The following is a 15,901-nucleotide window of genomic DNA, read 5'->3' on the forward strand; positions in this document are numbered from 1 at the left end:
GCGACGGTTGGCGAGGATTGCGGCGCCCAATCCGGCTCCCGGGCATGGGCCCTGGCTGCAATGAAAATCGCCCGAACCCGGTCGGCCGCTATGCGAAAATCGAACCCGCTACCCTTTCCAATCGACCCAACGGGGTTCTCATGACCACCCACATCACGATCGAATTCACCGAGCACGCGGCGGAAGCCATCGGCGAGCAGACCAGCACCAGCTTTTCGTATGACCAGGGCGCGCACGTGCCGCAACCGGGCGACTTCGTCGAACTCGAAAATTCGCGCCAGACGTTTTTCGTGATCGGCCGCGTGTTTTCGCTCAAGGCCAACTACAGCGCGGTCAAGCTCGTGCTCGACCTTCCTCCGCCGGACGGCGAGCAGGATTTCGATCCGGCGCACTGAAGGACGACGACACGCGTTACCCCCAGGATTGCGCTCGCCGCCCTGCGCCCGAGCAGGGGCGCCAGGATCACGCCGGAGCGCGACAACACCCGCGGCACGTCGCCAAGCGATCAATGCGGCGGCCTGCGCGTCCGTCTCCACCCACACGAGCGCTCCGCGCATCGTCACCGGCAACGGACCGCATTCACGCTCCAGCACCCGGCATCGAAGCAGTCGCTTGATCGATATCCGCCCCGCATGACGCCCGGGCTCGAGAAACAAAAAAGCCCGCCATGGCGGGCCGTGCTCGTGCGCGGGATTCTTCACCGCATGTCCGGAAACACCGGCGCCGTCAGGCACCGATCGAACCATACCGCATCGTCGCCATCGCCAATCGGCCACATTTCCGCATCGAGTTGCGGCAACCCGGCGACCGGCGCCGACGCGCGATTGTCGTCGCCGGACACCCCCGCACGCATCCACGCCGAGTGCGTCCCGCCGTTGTCGCACGCGCTCGCGCGCGCCTGCGCTTCGCAGAACGCGACGGGGCGCACCTTCCCGCCGTCGGCCGCGCTCACCGACCGGTACTGATAGACCGCACCGGTCGCCCAGTCCTCGCTCTGGCTGCAAACCCGCGCGCGATGCTGCACATGCACCGCGCCGAAACAGGCATAGGAAACGTGCGCGCCACGCGCATCGTCGGGAATGAAATCGCAGTTCGCATCGAAACCGGTGAGCGGGCCGCCCGTGTATTTCGCGAGCCACTGGCGCTCGGCCTGTGCACGCGCGATCAATCCTTTAGCCGATCGATCGGCCAGCACCGCGGTACGCCGATCGATTGCGTTGCGCACTTCGTCGACAGCCAGCGGGCGGCCTTCGTAATCGGCATCGAGACGGTTGTTGCGCGCGTCGATCCAGCGGCGCTGGCTACGCACCAGCATGTCGCGGATGGCCGCGTCCGGCGCGGCCTTCAGCACACCCGCATAGGCCGAATTCATGCGCGCGTCGGCCGCACGCAGTACCGGGCTCGCGCAGATGCGCTTCTCGATCGGCTGCACGGCTTTCGCGCAATCCATCGCAAAGGCCGGCACCGCCACGCCCGCGCCCATCACGAACATCGACGCAAGACCCGCCAGCCCGCGGGCCCATGCCATTCGAATCCCTCGCATGCTCTCTCTCAATCGGTTTTTTCTTGTTCATGCCGCGTCGATGCGGCATCGCCTGTCACGGCCCGTGATGCCGGGCACCGGTATCGCCTTTCGCCGAACGCAGCAATCACGCATCGCCATGCAGCGCCACATAGGATACGCGTGCCCGCGCGAATGCACACCACCAGGCGTGATGCGCGCCGGATTCATTCACAGGTGACTGGATCTCGATCGACCGGACAACGGTCATGCCCGCCCGAACCCGGCGCGGGCACTCGGTACCGACGGTCATGAGCGACCGTCGGCGAGGTGATCAGACAGGCAGCGACCACCATCGTCGCGCCCGAATGCACGATCGGCCGGCCCGCATCGCGTTGCTTCGCGGCACCGACGCCCGACAGGTCGCCCGTCGCGGTCGGCCTGCCGCGAAACCGTTACTTCTTCTCCGGCTCCGACGCGCCCGGCTGCTTGAACGGGAACGTGCTGAACATCGACTTCGCCTGGTTCTGCATCTGCTCCTGCATCTGCACGAACATGTTCTTCGACTGCTCGATGTAGCTGGTCATCATCCCCTGCATCATCGGCGCCTGCATGTTCATGAACTGTGACCAGACTTCCGGATTCATCGCATTGCCTTCATACAGGTTCTTCGACTGATCCGCGAGCTTGTTCTGGATGTCGATGAACGCCTGGATGTTCTTCTCCAGGTAGGTGCCCATCATGCCCTGCATCGCATGGCCGTAGAAACGGATGATCTGCGACAGCATCGACGACGAGAACATCGGCACGCCGCCGCTTTCCTCTTCGAGGATGATCTGCAGGAGGATGCTGCGCGTCAGGTCTTCGTTGGACTTCGCATCGACGACCTTGAAGTCCTCCTGCTCCAGCACGAGCTGCTTCACGTCGGTCAGCGTAATGTACGTGCTTGTCTCGGTATCGTAGAGCCGGCGGTTCGGGTACTTCTTGATGAGCCGTTCGGCCGTCTTCTTTGTAGTAGTCATGTAACGCCTTTGAGTGCAGCGTAGCGCAATTGACGAATCCCCGCCGCCCGAATCCGGGAGGCGGGGGCCTTCGGAAAACGCCCGGCTGCGCGGCCACCCGGCCCGCGCAGCGCGGACGCTCAGCCCATGTGCAGGCCGCCGTTCAGCGAGAAGTCGGCGCCCGTCGCGAAGCCGGAATCGTTCGACGCGAGCCACGCGACGATCGAACCGATTTCCTCCGGACCGCCGAGACGCCGCACCGGAATCGTCGCGACGATCTTCTCGAGCACGTCCGGGCGAATCGCCTTCACCATGTCGGTGCCGATGTAGCCCGGCGACACCGTGTTGACCGTCACGCCCTTCGTCGCGACTTCCTGGGCGAGCGACATCGTGAAGCCGTGAATGCCGGCCTTCGCGGTCGAGTAGTTGGTCTGGCCGAATTGCCCCTTCTGGCCGTTCACCGACGAGATGTTGATGATGCGGCCCCAGCCGCGTTCGACCATGCCGTCGATCACCTGCTTCGTCACGTTGAACAGGCTCGTCAGGTTGGTGTCGATCACGGCCGTCCAGTCTTCATGCGTCATCTTGCGGAACACGACGTCGCGCGTGATGCCCGCGTTGTTGACCAGCACGTCGATCTCGCCGACTTCGGCCTTGACCTTGTCGAATGCTTCCTTGGTCGAGTCCCAGTCGCCGACGTTGCCTTCCGACGCGATGAAGTCGTAGCCGAGCGCCTTCTGCTCCTCGAGCCACTTCACGCGGCGCGGCGAGTTCGGGCCGCAACCCGCGACGACCTTGAAGCCGTCCTTCGACAGACGCTGGCAGATGCTGGTGCCGATGCCGCCCATCCCGCCCGTTACGTACGCAATTCGCTGAGACATAAATCTCACTCCATTTTTTGGTTTCGAGAGCTGCCGAGGCCCCCTCTGACTTCACGTGACGCCGGCCGAAACCGCAACCGGCCGGCGCACGAATTCGATTCGGCGGTGACGAACGGCCGGTTACGGACGCTCGACCGCGAGCGCGACACCCATCCCGCCGCCGATGCACAGCGACGCCAGCCCGCGCTTCGCATCGCGCTTGACCATCTCGTGCAGCAGCGTCACCAGGATCCGGCAGCCCGACGCGCCGATCGGGTGACCGATCGCGATCGCCCCGCCGTTCACGTTCACCTTCGACGTGTCCCAGCCCATCTGCTTGTGCACCGCCAGCGCCTGCGCCGCAAACGCTTCGTTGATTTCCATCAGGTCCAGGTCGCCCGGCGTCCAGCCCGCGCGCTCCAGGCACCGGCGCGAGGCCGGCACCGGGCCCATGCCCATCACGCTCGGATCGACGCCCGCGTTCGCGTACGCCTTGATTCGCGCGAGCGGCGTCAGGCCCAGCGCCGCCGCCTTCTGCGCCGACATCACCAGCACCGCCGCCGCGCCGTCGTTCAGCCCCGACGCGTTCGCCGCCGTCACCGAGCCGTCCTTCGAGAACGCCGGCTTCAGCCCCGCCAGCGATTCCGCCGTCACGCCGTGACGCACGAACTCGTCGGTCGCGAACTGCAGCGGCTCGCCCTTGCGTTGCGGAATCGACACCGGCACGATCTCGTCGTTGAAGCGCCCGGCCTTCTGCGCGGCTTCCGCCTTGTTCTGCGACAGCGCCGCGAACGCGTCCTGCTCTTCGCGCGTGATCCCGTATTCCTTCGCGACGTTCTCCGCCGTGATGCCCATGTGGTACTGGTTGTACACGTCCCACAGGCCGTCGACGATCATCGTGTCGACCAGCTTCGCGTCGCCCATCCGGAACCCGTCGCGCGAGCCCGGCAGCACGTGCGGCGACGCGCTCATGTTCTCCTGCCCGCCCGCGATCACGATGTCCGCGTCGCCCGCGACGATCGCGTTCGCCGCCAGCATCACGGCCTTCAGGCCCGAGCCGCACACCTTGTTGATCGTCATGCCCGGCACCGCGTTCGGCAGGCCGGCCTTGATCAGCGACTGCCGCGCCGGGTTCTGCCCGGAGCCGGCCGTCAGCACCTGTCCCATGATCACTTCGCTGACCTGATCGGGCTTCACGCCCGCACGCTCCAGCACCGCGCGAATCACCGTCGCGCCCAGCTCGGGCGCCGCAATCTTCGCAAGCGAACCGCCGAATTTGCCGACCGCGGTCCGCGCGGCCGATACGATCACTACGTCCGTCATTTCCCTTTCCTCCAGGCCCGCACGACACGGCGCATCGTTACCGGCCCTGTTAAAAAAACTGCGGTGCACCGGACAGCGTGCGCCGCTGTCCGGTTTTCGTCAATCGCGCTGCAACACGTAACGCCCCGGCGCCGGCTCGATCACCGGGAACTGCGCGTTACCGGCCTCGGCAGGCGGCGCCACCTTGCGGCCGCCGTACTGGTCGAGCCACTCGACCCACGTCGTCCACCAGCTGCCCGGCTGCTCGGTTGCACCGGCGAACCAGTCGTCCGCCGATTCGGGCAGGTCGCTGTCGTTGACCCAGTAGCTCCGCTTCTTCTTCGCCGGCGGATTGATCACGCCCGCGATGTGGCCCGACGCGCCGAGCACGAACTTCAGCGGGCCCGACAGGATCGACGTCGACGCATAGGCCGTCTGCCACGGCACGATGTGATCCTCGCGCGAGCCGTAGATGAAGGTCGGCACGTCGATCAGCGTCAGGTCGACCGATTCGCCGCACACGGTCAGCGCGCCCGGCTCGCGCAGCTTGTTCTCGAGATAGGTATTGCGCAGGTACCACGCGTACATCGGGCCCGGCAGGCTCGTCGAATCGCTGTTCCAGTACAGCAGGTCGAACGGCGCCGGCGTGCGGCCCTTCAGGTAGTTGTCGACGACGTAGTTCCACACGAGGTCGTTCGGCCGCAGGAACGAGAACGTGTTCGCGAACTCGACGCCGCGCATCAGCCCCGGCTGCGCGCCGTTCTTGCCGCCGATGGTCTGCTCGCGCATCTGCACGTGCGCCTCGTCGACGAACACGTCGAGAATGCCGGTGTCGGTGAAGTCGAGCATCGCGGTGAGCAGCGTCATCGACGCGGCCGGATGTTCGCCGCGCGCGGCGAGCACCGCGAGCGCGGTCGCGAGCATCGTGCCGCCGACGCAGAAGCCGAGCGTATTGATCTGCTCGCGGCCGCTGATCTGCTGCACGGCGTCGATCGCCGCGAGCAGCCCTTCGTTCATGTAGTCGTCCCACGTCTTGTGCGCGACCGATGCGTCCGCGTTGCGCCACGACACGAGGAACACCTGATGGCCGCTCGACAGCGCGTGCGCGACGAGCGAATTCTCGGGCTGCAGGTCGAGGATGTAGAACTTGTTGATGCACGGCGGCACGATCAGCAGCGGCCGCTCGAACACCTTGTCCGTCTTCGGCGTGTACTGGATCAGCTGGATCAGGTCGTTCTCGTAGACGACCGCGCCTTCGGTACACCCCAGGTTCTTGCCGACCACGAACTGCGATTCGTCGGTCTGCGAAATCTTGCCGCGCTGCAGGTCGCCGAGCAGGTTCATCATCCCTTGCCGCAGGCTTTCGCCCTGCGTCTCGAGGATCGACTTCTGGGCATCGGGATTGAGTGCGAGGAAGTTGCTCGGCGCGGCCGCGGCCGTCCACTGCTGGACCGTGAAGCGAATGCGCTCGCGCGTTTTCGGATCGGTCTGCAGCGCGTCGGCCAGCTCCTGCAGGTAGCGCGCGTTGAGCAGATACCAGGCCGCCGCGAACGCATGCGCCGGCGACGCCTTCCACGCATCGCCGCTGAAGCGGCGGTCCTTCAGTTCGGGCGATTCGAGCTTCGCGGCGGCCGCCTGCTGCATCAGCGCCATGCAATCGCGCGCGTAGTCGGCCTGCAGCGCCTGCAGCCGCTCGGGCGGAATCGCGGCGGCCGGCAGCTTCAGCCCGGCGAACGGCGACGCCAGCGCGCCGAAATCGGGCATCGACGGCATCTGGAACGGAAACGAGGTCGGAAACTGGAACGTTGCGAACGGATTCATGCTGGCCGACGCGGTTGCGGCGCGTGCCGGATCCGCGAAACCGCGCCACGCGTTCAACCACGACTCGAACATCTGCTGCATCGGCTGGGCGGCCGGATCGAAACCAGTGCTGCCGGTGGAAGTGCCCGCCTGAGCGGACGTCGACGATTTTTTCGATGCTGTCATTACCTGCCTTACCGGTGATTCGTGAGCGTCTATCGTGAAATCCTGCTCGCGCGCGGCATGCCGGCTGCGAGCCGGGGCCGTCATGCTATGGAGAGGCGTCTCCAGATTCTGCCGCAGTGCGGTATTTTTATCATTATCGTTTTCCCCATGTGAAGCCCTGTCAAACCGCTGAACATTTCCATACGGAGATAATCCTCGCGCAACAGGCGGGACAAGGGTTCCGGAGAAACATAAAACATTTTGCCTGCCTCGACTCCGGAATTTTTCATTCAATCGCGCATGCAACGCGGCATGAGCGCCAAAATATCGAGATAACCCGATTTTGCGATGCAATAAACCACGCACGCATGCGCGTCGCGTCAATCGGCCAGCCAGATCGCCGCTGCCATGCGGCCCGTCACGCGGTCGCGCCGGTACGAATAGAAGCGGTCCTGCTCGGTGACCGTGCAGGCCGTCCCGCCGCTCACGTGCGCAACGCCCGCACGCCCGAGACGCAGGCGCGCAAGCGCATAGAGATCGGCAAGATACTTGCCGGGTGCGCCGTCGATCGCGACGAACGCGAGCCGGGTTTCATCATGCTCCGACTGCGGAGCCGTGTCGAGAAACGCGTCACGCACGTCGGCGCCGACCTCGAACGCCCGCGGGCCGATCGCCGGCCCGAGGTACGCATGCAGCGCGTCCGTCGCGCCGCCCGCGAGTGCCGCGACACGCGCCGCGGTCTGCTCGACGATGCCGGCCGCGAGCCCGCGCCAGCCCGCGTGCGCGGCGCCGACCGCGCGGCCCTGCGCATCGCACAGCAGCACGGGCAGGCAATCCGCGACCATCACGACGCAGACGGCGCCCGCCTGGTCCGTGACGCTCGCATCGGCCTGCACCGGCGCCGCGGCCGCGGGCGCCGACGCAATCACCTCGTCCGCGCGCACGATCTGCGCGCCGTGAACCTGCTCGAGCCACGCGGCGTTCGGCTGGCCTGCCAGCGCGAGCAGGCGCGCGCGATTCGCGGCGACGTGAGCCGGGTCGTCGCCGGTGTGCAGGCCGAGATTCATCCCGCCCGGCAGCGCGCCCTCACCCTGCCGGCGCCCGTACGGGCCCTCGCTCACGCCGCCGGCGCGCGTCGTGATCAGCGCGCCCACGCGCGGCGACACCTGCCAGTCGGGTCGTACGCAGTCCTGCCACGTCAACGGCGCCAGGTTCGTCATCGGCACTCACTCCTCTTCATCGTCCAGGTACGGCTCGTCGTCGTGATACTCGCCGCCGAAATCGTCATCGCCGTAGACATCGTCATCGTCGTCGAATTCCTCGTCGCCCTGCCCGAAGCCGAGCGCCGCGACGAGTGCGTTCATGTCGTCCGGCAACGGGCAGCGCCATTGCATCGCCTTGCCCGTGACCGGGTGCACGAGACCGAGCCGCCACGCATGCAGCGCCTGCCGCGCGAACCCGTCCGGCAGCGGCGCGACCGAACGCTTCCCGCGCGCGCGGCCGTACACGGGATCGCCGAGCAGCGGGTGCCCGGCATGCGCGCAGTGCACGCGGATCTGGTGCGTGCGACCGGTCTCGAGATCGCACTGGATCGCCGAAACCGGCTGACGTTGCCACAGGCATGTGTCAACCGTGCGGAAATGCGTCCGCGCGGGCTTGCCCGACGCGCCCGTGACGACGGCCATGCGCGTGCGTTCGCGCGGATCGCGGCCGATCGGCGCGTCGATCGTGCCTTCGTCGGGCATCGTGCCCCACACGAGCGCGAAATAGCGACGCTTCACCGTGCGCGCCTGCAGCTGGCGCACGAGATCGGTCTGCGCGGCCAGCGTGCGCGCCACCACCATCAGGCCCGACGTCTCCTTGTCGAGCCGGTGGACGATCCCCGCGCGCGGCAGGCCGGCCGCCGCGTCGCCGTAGCGGTGCAGCAAACCGTTGAGGATCGTGCCGCTCCAGTTGCCGGCGGCCGGATGCACGACGAGGCCGGCCGGCTTGTTGATGACGACGAGCGCGTCGTCCTCGTAGATCACGTCGAGCGGCACCGGCTCCGGCGTGAATGCGAGCTGCTCGGGCAACAGGTCGGGCACGAGCGCGATCTTCGCGCCGAGCGGCACCGGCTGGCGGATCTTCGCCGGCGCGCCGTCGACGAGCACGCGCTGCGCCTCGATCCAGCTCTGCAGGCGGCTGCGCGAGAATTCGGGGAACAGTTGGGCGAGCGCCTTGTCGAGGCGTTCGCCCGCGAGCGACAGCGGCACTTCGACGACACGCGGCGCGTCGTCGGCCGCCGTGGACGGCACGACGGGCGGCTGCATCGCGTCGCCGGCCAGATCGTCATCGAGGGAATCCCCCGACGCAGCGTCGGCGGGCCGATCGCTTGGGCTATAATCTTCGCGATTTGGTGTGCCCGGCTGGGCATTCTGCGAACTTGAACGGGTCATTTAGACTGGGTCACCGAGACTTGAAGCTAGGACATGCGAGCATGATGAATTCGACCAAACGCACGGCCAGAACCGTCGCCGCCCGGGCTGCGGCGGTAGCGGCCGCGGCCCTCATCGCCGGCTGCCACGGCTTGCCGCAGAAGCAGGACGAGACGGCTACCTGGTCGAACAACAAATTATACTCAGAGGCCCAGGACGCACTGTCCGGCGGCGACTGGGGCAAGTGCGCGAAATATTTCGAATCGCTGCAAGGCCGCGATCCGTTCGGCCATTTCGCGCAGCAAGCGCAGATCAACGTTGCGTACTGCAACTGGAAGGACAACGAAGCGGCCGCAGCCGACCAGGCCGTCGATCGCTTCATCCAGCTCCACCCGGATCATCCGGACATCCCGTACGCGTACTACCTGAAGGGGATGATCCACTTCAACGACGACCTCGGCCTGTTCGGGCGCTTCTCCGGCCAGGACATGAGCGAGCGCGATCCGCAGGCGCTGCGCGAATCGTACGACGCGTTCAAGGTCGTCGTCGACCGCTTCCCGAAGAGCAAGTACGCGCCCGATGCAGCGGCACGGATGCGCTACATCGTCAACGCGCTCGCATCGCACGAAGTGCACGCAGCCGACTACTACTACCGGCGTGGCGCCTACGTGGCGGCCATCAACCGTGCGCAGCTCGCGATCAAGGACTACAAGGGCGCGCCGGCGATCGAGGACGCGCTGCACATCATGATCCTGTCGTACGGCAAGCTGAACCAGCCGCAACTGGCGGAAGACACGAAGCGCGTGCTCGCCGGTACGTTCCCCGACAGCCCGTACGTAACGGGCCACTCGCGCCCCGGCGCGAAGAAGTCGTGGTGGCAGTTCTGATGCCAGCCCCGTGCGGCAGTCGCTGCACGAACAAAAAACCCGGCCATCGAGCCGGGTTTTTTATTGGCGCGGCCATCAAGCCCCGCCGGCAGAGTCGCGCGGCGAGCGCCGCGCGTGCCGTCACGCGCGCTTGTCCGAGCGATGTTCGTCGAAGAAGTCCTGGACGACCGCGATCTCGCGGGTCCGCTTGAACGGCGGCAGACTCTGCCAGATCCGGCGCCCGTAGGGCTTGTCGACGAGCCGCGTGTCGCAGATCATCAGCACGCCGCGATCCGTCTCCGCGCGAATCAGCCGGCCCGCGCCCTGCTTCAGCGTGATCACGGCCTGCGGCAACTGGTGCACGGCGAACGGACTCAACCCCTTCTTCGTCAGCGCGTCGAGCCGCGCGGCCAGCACCGGATCGTCCGGCGGCGCGAACGGCAGCTTGTCGATCACGACGAGCGACAGCGCATCGCCGCGCACGTCGACGCCTTCCCAGAAACTCTGGCTGCCGACCAGGATCGCGTTGCCGTACGCGCGGAAACGGTCGAGCAGTTCGGTGCGGCTCGCATCGCCCTGCACGAGCAGCGGCGTGTTCCAGCCGCGCGATTCGATCACGTCGCGCAGCTTCGACGCGATCCGGTCGACCGCGCGCAGCGTCGTGCACAGCATGAACACGCCGCCGCCGGACGCCTCGATCGCCGGCAGCGCGGCATCGAAGACCGCATCGGTAAACGCCGGCGAAGACGGTTGCGGCAGGTTGCGCGGCACGTACAGCAGCCCTTGCGACGGATAGTCGAACGGGCTCGCGAGCGTCATCGAGCGACGCGAGCTGAGGCCCATCTGCGCCGCGTAGTGCGTGAAATCGCCGCGCACCGACAGCGTGGCCGACGTAAACACCCATGCACGCGGCACGCCCGCGCGCTGCTTCGCGAAGATCGGCGCGACCGACAGCGGCGTTTCGTGCAGCTGGACGGTATGCGCGAACACTTCGACCCAGCGCACCTTCTCGTTCGGATCGCCGTCGGCCGCCGTTTTGTCTCCGGCCGCCGCCGCGTCGGCCTTCGCGGCCGCCTCCGTCGCGCCGGGCGCGACCCAGCCGGCCAGCAGGTCCTGCAGCTCACGCGCACGCCGCAGGCACGCACCGAGCGATTCCGCCCGCTCGGCCTGGCTCGCAAGCGCCGACGCCAGCGCATCGAGCGCGGCCTCGAGCGCGTCGAGCGCGCCGAACATCGGATGATCGTCGCCGAGCTGGGCAAGCGACATGCGGACGATCTGGTCGTTCGCGAACGCAAGGCGCAAGTCGCGCGCCGCGCGCTCGAGATCGCCGCCGAGCTTCACCCACTCGACCGCATCGCGTGCATGGCTCAGGCCCTCCGCGACCGTGTCGCGGGCAAGCTCGAGAATCTGCGTCGTCGACAGGGTCTCGCCGAAGAACAGCGTCGCGGTTTCCGGCAACTGGTGCGCTTCGTCGAAGATGACCGTGTTCGCGTTCGGCAGCAGCTCGGCCATCCCGGTATCGCGCAGCATGATGTCCGCGAAGAACAGGTGGTGGTTCACGACGACGACGTCGGCCTGCTGCGCCTCGCGCCGCGCCTGCATCACGAAGCATTCCTTGTAATGCGGGCATTCCTGGCCGAGACAGTTGTCGCGCGTCGACGTGACCATCGACCACACGGGCGCCGTTTCCGGCACGCTCGCGAGCTCGGCCTTGTCGCCGCTCTTCGTGATCTTCGCGAAGCGGACGATTTCCTGCAGGTAGGCCGTATCCTGCCGCGACGGCAGCCGGCCGTTGTCGGCCGTGCGTTGCAGGTAGTAGTGGCACAGGTAGTTTGCGCGCCCCTTCAGCATCGCGACCGACACCGGCACCGCGAGCGCGTTGCGCACGGTCGGAATGTCGCGCTGGAAGAGCTGGTCCTGCAAGTGTTTCGTGCCGGTCGACACGATCACCTTGCCGCCCCACAGCATCGCGGGCACGAGGTACGCGTAGGTCTTGCCGGTACCCGTGCCGGCCTCGACGATCAGCGTGTTGTCGCCGGCATCGCTGTCGGGCTCGGCGGCGGCCGCATCCGCGCCCGGTTCGGCGGCCTTGTCGTCGCCGAGACGGCGCGCCGGCCGCTTGCGCGTTTCGAAGATCTCGGGTTCGGGCATCCGGCGCGCGGACGCTTCCATCGCGGACGCGACGGCGCGCGCCATCTCGATCTGCGACGCACGCGGCCGATAGCCGTCGAGCGCACGCGCGAGCAATCCGCCTTCGCCGAAGATCGTGTCGAGTTCGTCGACGCGCTTGCGGCTCAGCTCAAAGGTGCCTTCGGGCGCACGTGCGCGACCGGCGGACGACACGTCACGCCGGGCATCGGGGGTGGCTTCAAGCGGTGAATTCAAGGCAAGCGTTCCTGTGTCCAGCGCCCGGGCGGCGCCGGCGCTTGCCAGGCCGCGCTCAGGCGCGCTTATCCGGTTCCAGCTGCGATTGCAGCAAAATGATTTTGTCCTTGGCCGCCAGCTTTTCCTTCTTCAGCCGGTGCAGCGTGATGTCGTCGATGTCGGAGTGTCCTTCCTTCAGCTCGATCTCCCGAGCAAGCTGCTGGTGCTGCTCCTGCAATGCAGCCAAACGGTTGTGCAATTCCTGCTGCTGTTCCGTGTGACGGTTTTGCATGTTTGCCTCCTCATCGAAGCAGCGCGCAGGCTGGCGTGCCAGCGCGCCCGAGACTGATCCCGATCAATCCAACACGTTACTGCCCCTGCTGCTTCTGCTGCGCCTTCTCGGCCGCTTCCTTCTGACGCCGCTCGACATCGGCCTTGTGCTGCGCGGCTTCATTCTGCTTCTGCTCGTAGCGTGCGGCGTTGTCCGCGCGCTCCTGCGCCTTTTGCGCGGCCTGCTGGTGCGCCTGGCCGAGCTTGCGCTGGAAATCGGCCTGCTTCTGGTCGTATGCCTGCTTGCTCGCCGCGCGCTGCGGCCCTTCCGCGCCGCGCTGCGCCTGCTTCAGTGCATTCTGCTCCTGCTTGTCGCGGAACGCAGCCGCGTTTGCCGCGTCGTTCGCCGCGCGCTGCGGCGCTTCCGCCGCATTCTGCGCCGCCTTCAGCGCCAGCTGCTGGTCACGCTGCTGCGCGTGCACCGCCCGCTGCTCGTCGTTCAGCGCGAGCTGCTCCTGACGGATACTCGCCCGCTCGTCGCGCATCCGGTCACGCGCCTTGCCGAGACAGTGATTGACGAAGAACTTGCTGTAGCAATCGTGCTCGGCCACCGCATAACGATAATCGTTTTCCGCGGAGCGTTGATTGAGCACTTTTTGACGGGCGTCGAAATCCGGTGCGGCCGTGGCCGTCGCGGGCGCGGCCGCGGCTGGCGCGGTGGCGTCCGAAGCCTGCGCGAAGGCGCCGGCAGGCCCTGCAGACAAAGCTGCGGCGAGCGCTGCGCCGAGCGCGACGAGAGAAATTCGGGAAGTTGGCAACGTCGTAGGAAAGCTGCGGGACATGTGTCAAATTCTATCACCCCCGGCTGGACGCTCCGCCATTTATGGCAAAATGCCCCGCTTCACTCACCCGCGGCATCTGGCCCGTCGGGCCCGCCACGCAGCCCGCCGCTTCGGGCCTGCCGGCCCGCGCCGCGATTTCAGCAGGCAGACAGACCATCCACGACATGACGGAAACCGTAGCACTCAAGATCGTACAGCGCATCGCCACCGAACTGTCCGTCCAGCCGCGTCAGGTCGCGGCGGCCGTGCAACTCCTCGACGAAGGCTCGACCGTTCCGTTCATTGCCCGGTACCGCAAGGAAGTGACCGGCAACCTGGACGACACGCAGTTGCGCCAGCTCGAGGAACGCCTCCTGTATCTGCGCGAACTCGAGGATCGCCGCGCGGCGATCCTGTCGAGCATCGACGAACAGGGCAAGCTGACCGACGAACTGCGCGCCGCGATCGATGCGGCCGACAGCAAGCAGGTGCTCGAAGACCTTTATCTGCCGTACAAGCCGAAGCGCCGCACGCGTGCGCAGATCGCCCGCGAAGCCGGCCTCGAGCCGCTCGCGCAGGCACTCCTCGCGAACCCGCTGCTCGACCCGCAGGCCGAGGCGGCCGCGTACGTCGACGCCGACAAGGGCGTGGCCGACGTGAAGGCCGCGCTCGACGGCGCGCGCGACATTCTGTCCGAACAGTTCGGCGAGACGGCCGAACTGCTCGGCAAGCTGCGCGATTACCTGCACAACCAGGGCGTCGTGTCGTCGGCCGTCGTCGAGGGCAAGGAAAACGAGGAAGGCGAGAAATTCCGCGACTATTACGACTACGCGGAAACGATCAAGACCGTGCCGTCGCACCGCGCGCTTGCGCTGTTCCGCGGCCGCAACGCGGGCGTGCTGACCGTGAAGCTCGGCCTCGGCGAAGAGCTCGACGCGCAGGTGCCGCATCCCGGCGAGGCGATGATCGCGCGCCATTTCGGCATCGCGAACCAGAACCGGCCGGCCGACAAATGGCTGTCCGACGTATGCCGCTGGTGCTGGCGCGTGAAGGTGCAGCCGCACATCGAGAACGAACTGCTCACGCAACTGCGCGAAACGGCCGAAACCGAAGCGATCCGCGTGTTCGCGCGCAACCTGAACGACCTGCTGCTGGCCGCGCCGGCCGGCCCGAAGGCCGTGATCGGTCTCGACCCCGGCCTGCGCACGGGCGTGAAGGTCGCAGTCGTCGACCGCACCGGCAAGGTGCTCGCGACCGACACGATCTACCCGCACGAGCCGCGCCGCGACTGGGACGGCTCGATCGCGAAACTCGCGCGCATCGCCGCGCAGACGCAGGCCGAGCTGATCAGCATCGGCAACGGCACCGCGTCGCGCGAAACCGACAAGCTCGCGAGCGAACTGATTGCGAAGCACCCGGAACTGCGCCTGCAGAAGATCGTCGTGTCGGAAGCCGGCGCATCGGTCTATTCGGCGTCCGAGCTGGCCGCGAAGGAATTCCCGGAGCTCGACGTGTCGCTGCGCGGCGCCGTGTCGATCGCACGCCGCCTGCAGGACCCGCTCGCCGAGCTCGTGAAGATCGAGCCGAAGGCCATCGGCGTCGGCCAGTACCAGCACGACGTGAACCAGCGCGAACTCGCCCGCTCGCTCGATGCGGTGGTCGAGGATTGCGTGAACGCGGTCGGCGTCGACGCGAACACGGCCTCCGCCCCGCTGCTCGCCCGCGTGTCGGGGCTGAACGCGACGCTCGCGCGCAACATCGTCGACTACCGCGATGCGAACGGCCCGTTCCCGTCGCGCGAGCATCTGCGCAAGGTGCCGCGCCTCGGCGACAAGACCTTCGAACAGGCGGCCGGCTTCCTGCGCATCAACGGCGGCGAGAATCCGCTCGACCGCTCGTCGGTGCACCCGGAAGCGTATCCGGTCGTCGAACGCATGCTCGCGAAGATCAACAAGCGCATCGACGACGTGCTCGGCAACCGCGAAGCGCTGTCGGGCCTGTCCCCGGCGGAATTCGTCGACGAACGTTTCGGCCTGCCGACCGTGCGCGACATCCTGGCCGAACTCGAGAAGCCGGGCCGCGATCCGCGCCCCGAATTCAAGACCGCGACGTTCCGCGAAGGCGTCGAGAAGGTGTCGGATCTCGTGCCGGGGATGACGCTCGAGGGCGTCGTGACGAACGTCGCCGCGTTCGGCGCGTTCGTGGACATCGGCGTTCACCAGGACGGCCTCGTCCACGTATCCGCGATGTCGACGAAGTTCATCAAGGACCCGCACGAAGTCGTGAAGGCCGGTCAGGTCGTCAAGGTCAAGGTGCTCGACGTCGACGTGAAGCGCCAGCGCATTGCGCTGACGATGCGCCTCGACGACGAAGCCGCAGCACCCGGCATGCCGGCGCGCGGCGGCCAGGATCGCGGCAACGCGGGGCGCGGCGCAGCGCGCCCGCAGCGTTCGCGCGAGCCGGAACCGGCCGGCGCGATGGCCGCGGCGTTCGCGAAGCTGAAGCGCTGAGCACGCGAAAAGCATCGACACACGAAA

Annotated in this window: 14 protein-coding genes; 3 read left to right on the forward strand and 11 right to left on the reverse strand. The window is 67.0% G+C overall.

Translation table 11 applies throughout. From position 1 onward, the window contains the following. Positions 1 to 140 precede the first annotated feature (140 nt). A complete protein-coding gene (locus WJ16_RS09170) occupies positions 141 to 395 on the forward strand; it encodes a hypothetical protein (RefSeq protein ID WP_069256801.1) in 255 nt (84 codons plus the stop codon). Between the two features lie 302 nt (positions 396 to 697). On the opposite strand, the gene WJ16_RS09175 is transcribed toward WJ16_RS09170, so the two are convergent. The 8 genes from WJ16_RS09175 to WJ16_RS09205 form a co-directional block, all read right to left on the reverse strand. Continuing rightward, positions 698 to 1,528 carry a lysozyme inhibitor LprI family protein gene (locus WJ16_RS09175; protein WP_236858153.1) on the reverse strand — a complete coding sequence of 277 codons (831 nt, stop codon included), beginning with the start codon at positions 1,526 to 1,528 and terminating at the stop codon, positions 698 to 700. Positions 1,529 to 1,649: 121 nt separating this feature from the next. Then, the gene (locus WJ16_RS34760; RefSeq protein WP_157126747.1) at positions 1,650 to 1,814 is read right to left on the reverse strand and encodes a hypothetical protein; all 165 of its coding nucleotides are present in this window, start codon (positions 1,812 to 1,814) and stop codon (positions 1,650 to 1,652) included. A gap of 142 nt (positions 1,815 to 1,956) precedes the next feature. Then, on the reverse strand, positions 1,957 to 2,523 hold the full coding sequence (gene phaR, locus WJ16_RS09180) for a polyhydroxyalkanoate synthesis repressor PhaR (protein ID WP_006485265.1): 567 nt from the start codon (positions 2,521 to 2,523) through the stop codon (positions 1,957 to 1,959). Positions 2,524 to 2,642: 119 nt separating this feature from the next. Then, positions 2,643 to 3,383: a 3-ketoacyl-ACP reductase gene (locus tag WJ16_RS09185; protein ID WP_027784565.1), complete on the reverse strand. Its 741-nt coding sequence runs from the start codon at positions 3,381 to 3,383 to the stop codon at positions 2,643 to 2,645. Positions 3,384 to 3,503: 120 nt separating this feature from the next. Beyond that, the gene (locus WJ16_RS09190) at positions 3,504 to 4,685 is read right to left on the reverse strand and encodes an acetyl-CoA C-acetyltransferase (protein WP_069256803.1); all 1,182 of its coding nucleotides are present in this window, start codon (positions 4,683 to 4,685) and stop codon (positions 3,504 to 3,506) included. A gap of 99 nt (positions 4,686 to 4,784) precedes the next feature. Beyond that, positions 4,785 to 6,650 carry a class I poly(R)-hydroxyalkanoic acid synthase gene (phaC, locus tag WJ16_RS09195; protein WP_069256804.1) on the reverse strand — a complete coding sequence of 622 codons (1,866 nt, stop codon included), beginning with the start codon at positions 6,648 to 6,650 and terminating at the stop codon, positions 4,785 to 4,787. 359 nt (positions 6,651 to 7,009) lie between these two features. Continuing rightward, entirely contained in the window at positions 7,010 to 7,849 is an 840-nt protein-coding gene (gene pgeF / locus WJ16_RS09200) for a peptidoglycan editing factor PgeF (RefSeq protein ID WP_069258019.1), read from the reverse strand. Between the two features lie 6 nt (positions 7,850 to 7,855). Further along, a complete protein-coding gene (locus tag WJ16_RS09205) occupies positions 7,856 to 9,064 on the reverse strand; it encodes an RluA family pseudouridine synthase (RefSeq protein WP_069256805.1) in 1,209 nt (402 codons plus the stop codon). A gap of 41 nt (positions 9,065 to 9,105) precedes the next feature. Here WJ16_RS09205 and WJ16_RS09210 point away from each other — a divergent pair, with 41 nt between their 5' ends. Then, a complete protein-coding gene (locus WJ16_RS09210; protein ID WP_021163132.1) occupies positions 9,106 to 9,930 on the forward strand; it encodes an outer membrane protein assembly factor BamD in 825 nt (274 codons plus the stop codon). A 120-nt stretch (positions 9,931 to 10,050) separates the two neighbouring features. Here WJ16_RS09210 and WJ16_RS09215 read toward each other — a convergent pair whose 3' ends face one another. From WJ16_RS09215 to WJ16_RS09225, 3 genes are all read right to left on the reverse strand, one after another. Beyond that, positions 10,051 to 12,294, reverse strand: a complete 2,244-nt coding sequence (locus WJ16_RS09215; protein ID WP_069256806.1) for an ATP-dependent DNA helicase — start codon at positions 12,292 to 12,294, stop codon at positions 10,051 to 10,053. Positions 12,295 to 12,349: 55 nt separating this feature from the next. Further along, the gene (locus WJ16_RS09220) at positions 12,350 to 12,565 is read right to left on the reverse strand and encodes a YdcH family protein (RefSeq protein WP_006478692.1); all 216 of its coding nucleotides are present in this window, start codon (positions 12,563 to 12,565) and stop codon (positions 12,350 to 12,352) included. Between the two features lie 76 nt (positions 12,566 to 12,641). Then, a complete protein-coding gene (locus WJ16_RS09225; protein WP_069256807.1) occupies positions 12,642 to 13,385 on the reverse strand; it encodes a hypothetical protein in 744 nt (247 codons plus the stop codon). 164 nt (positions 13,386 to 13,549) lie between these two features. On the opposite strand from WJ16_RS09225, the gene WJ16_RS09230 reads away from it, so the two are divergent. Continuing rightward, a complete protein-coding gene (locus WJ16_RS09230) occupies positions 13,550 to 15,874 on the forward strand; it encodes a Tex family protein (protein WP_069256808.1) in 2,325 nt (774 codons plus the stop codon). Positions 15,875 to 15,901: the final 27 nt, after the last annotated feature.

It is taken from the genome of Burkholderia metallica, from assembly GCF_001718555.1.
GTDB lineage: Bacteria > Pseudomonadota > Gammaproteobacteria > Burkholderiales > Burkholderiaceae > Burkholderia > Burkholderia metallica.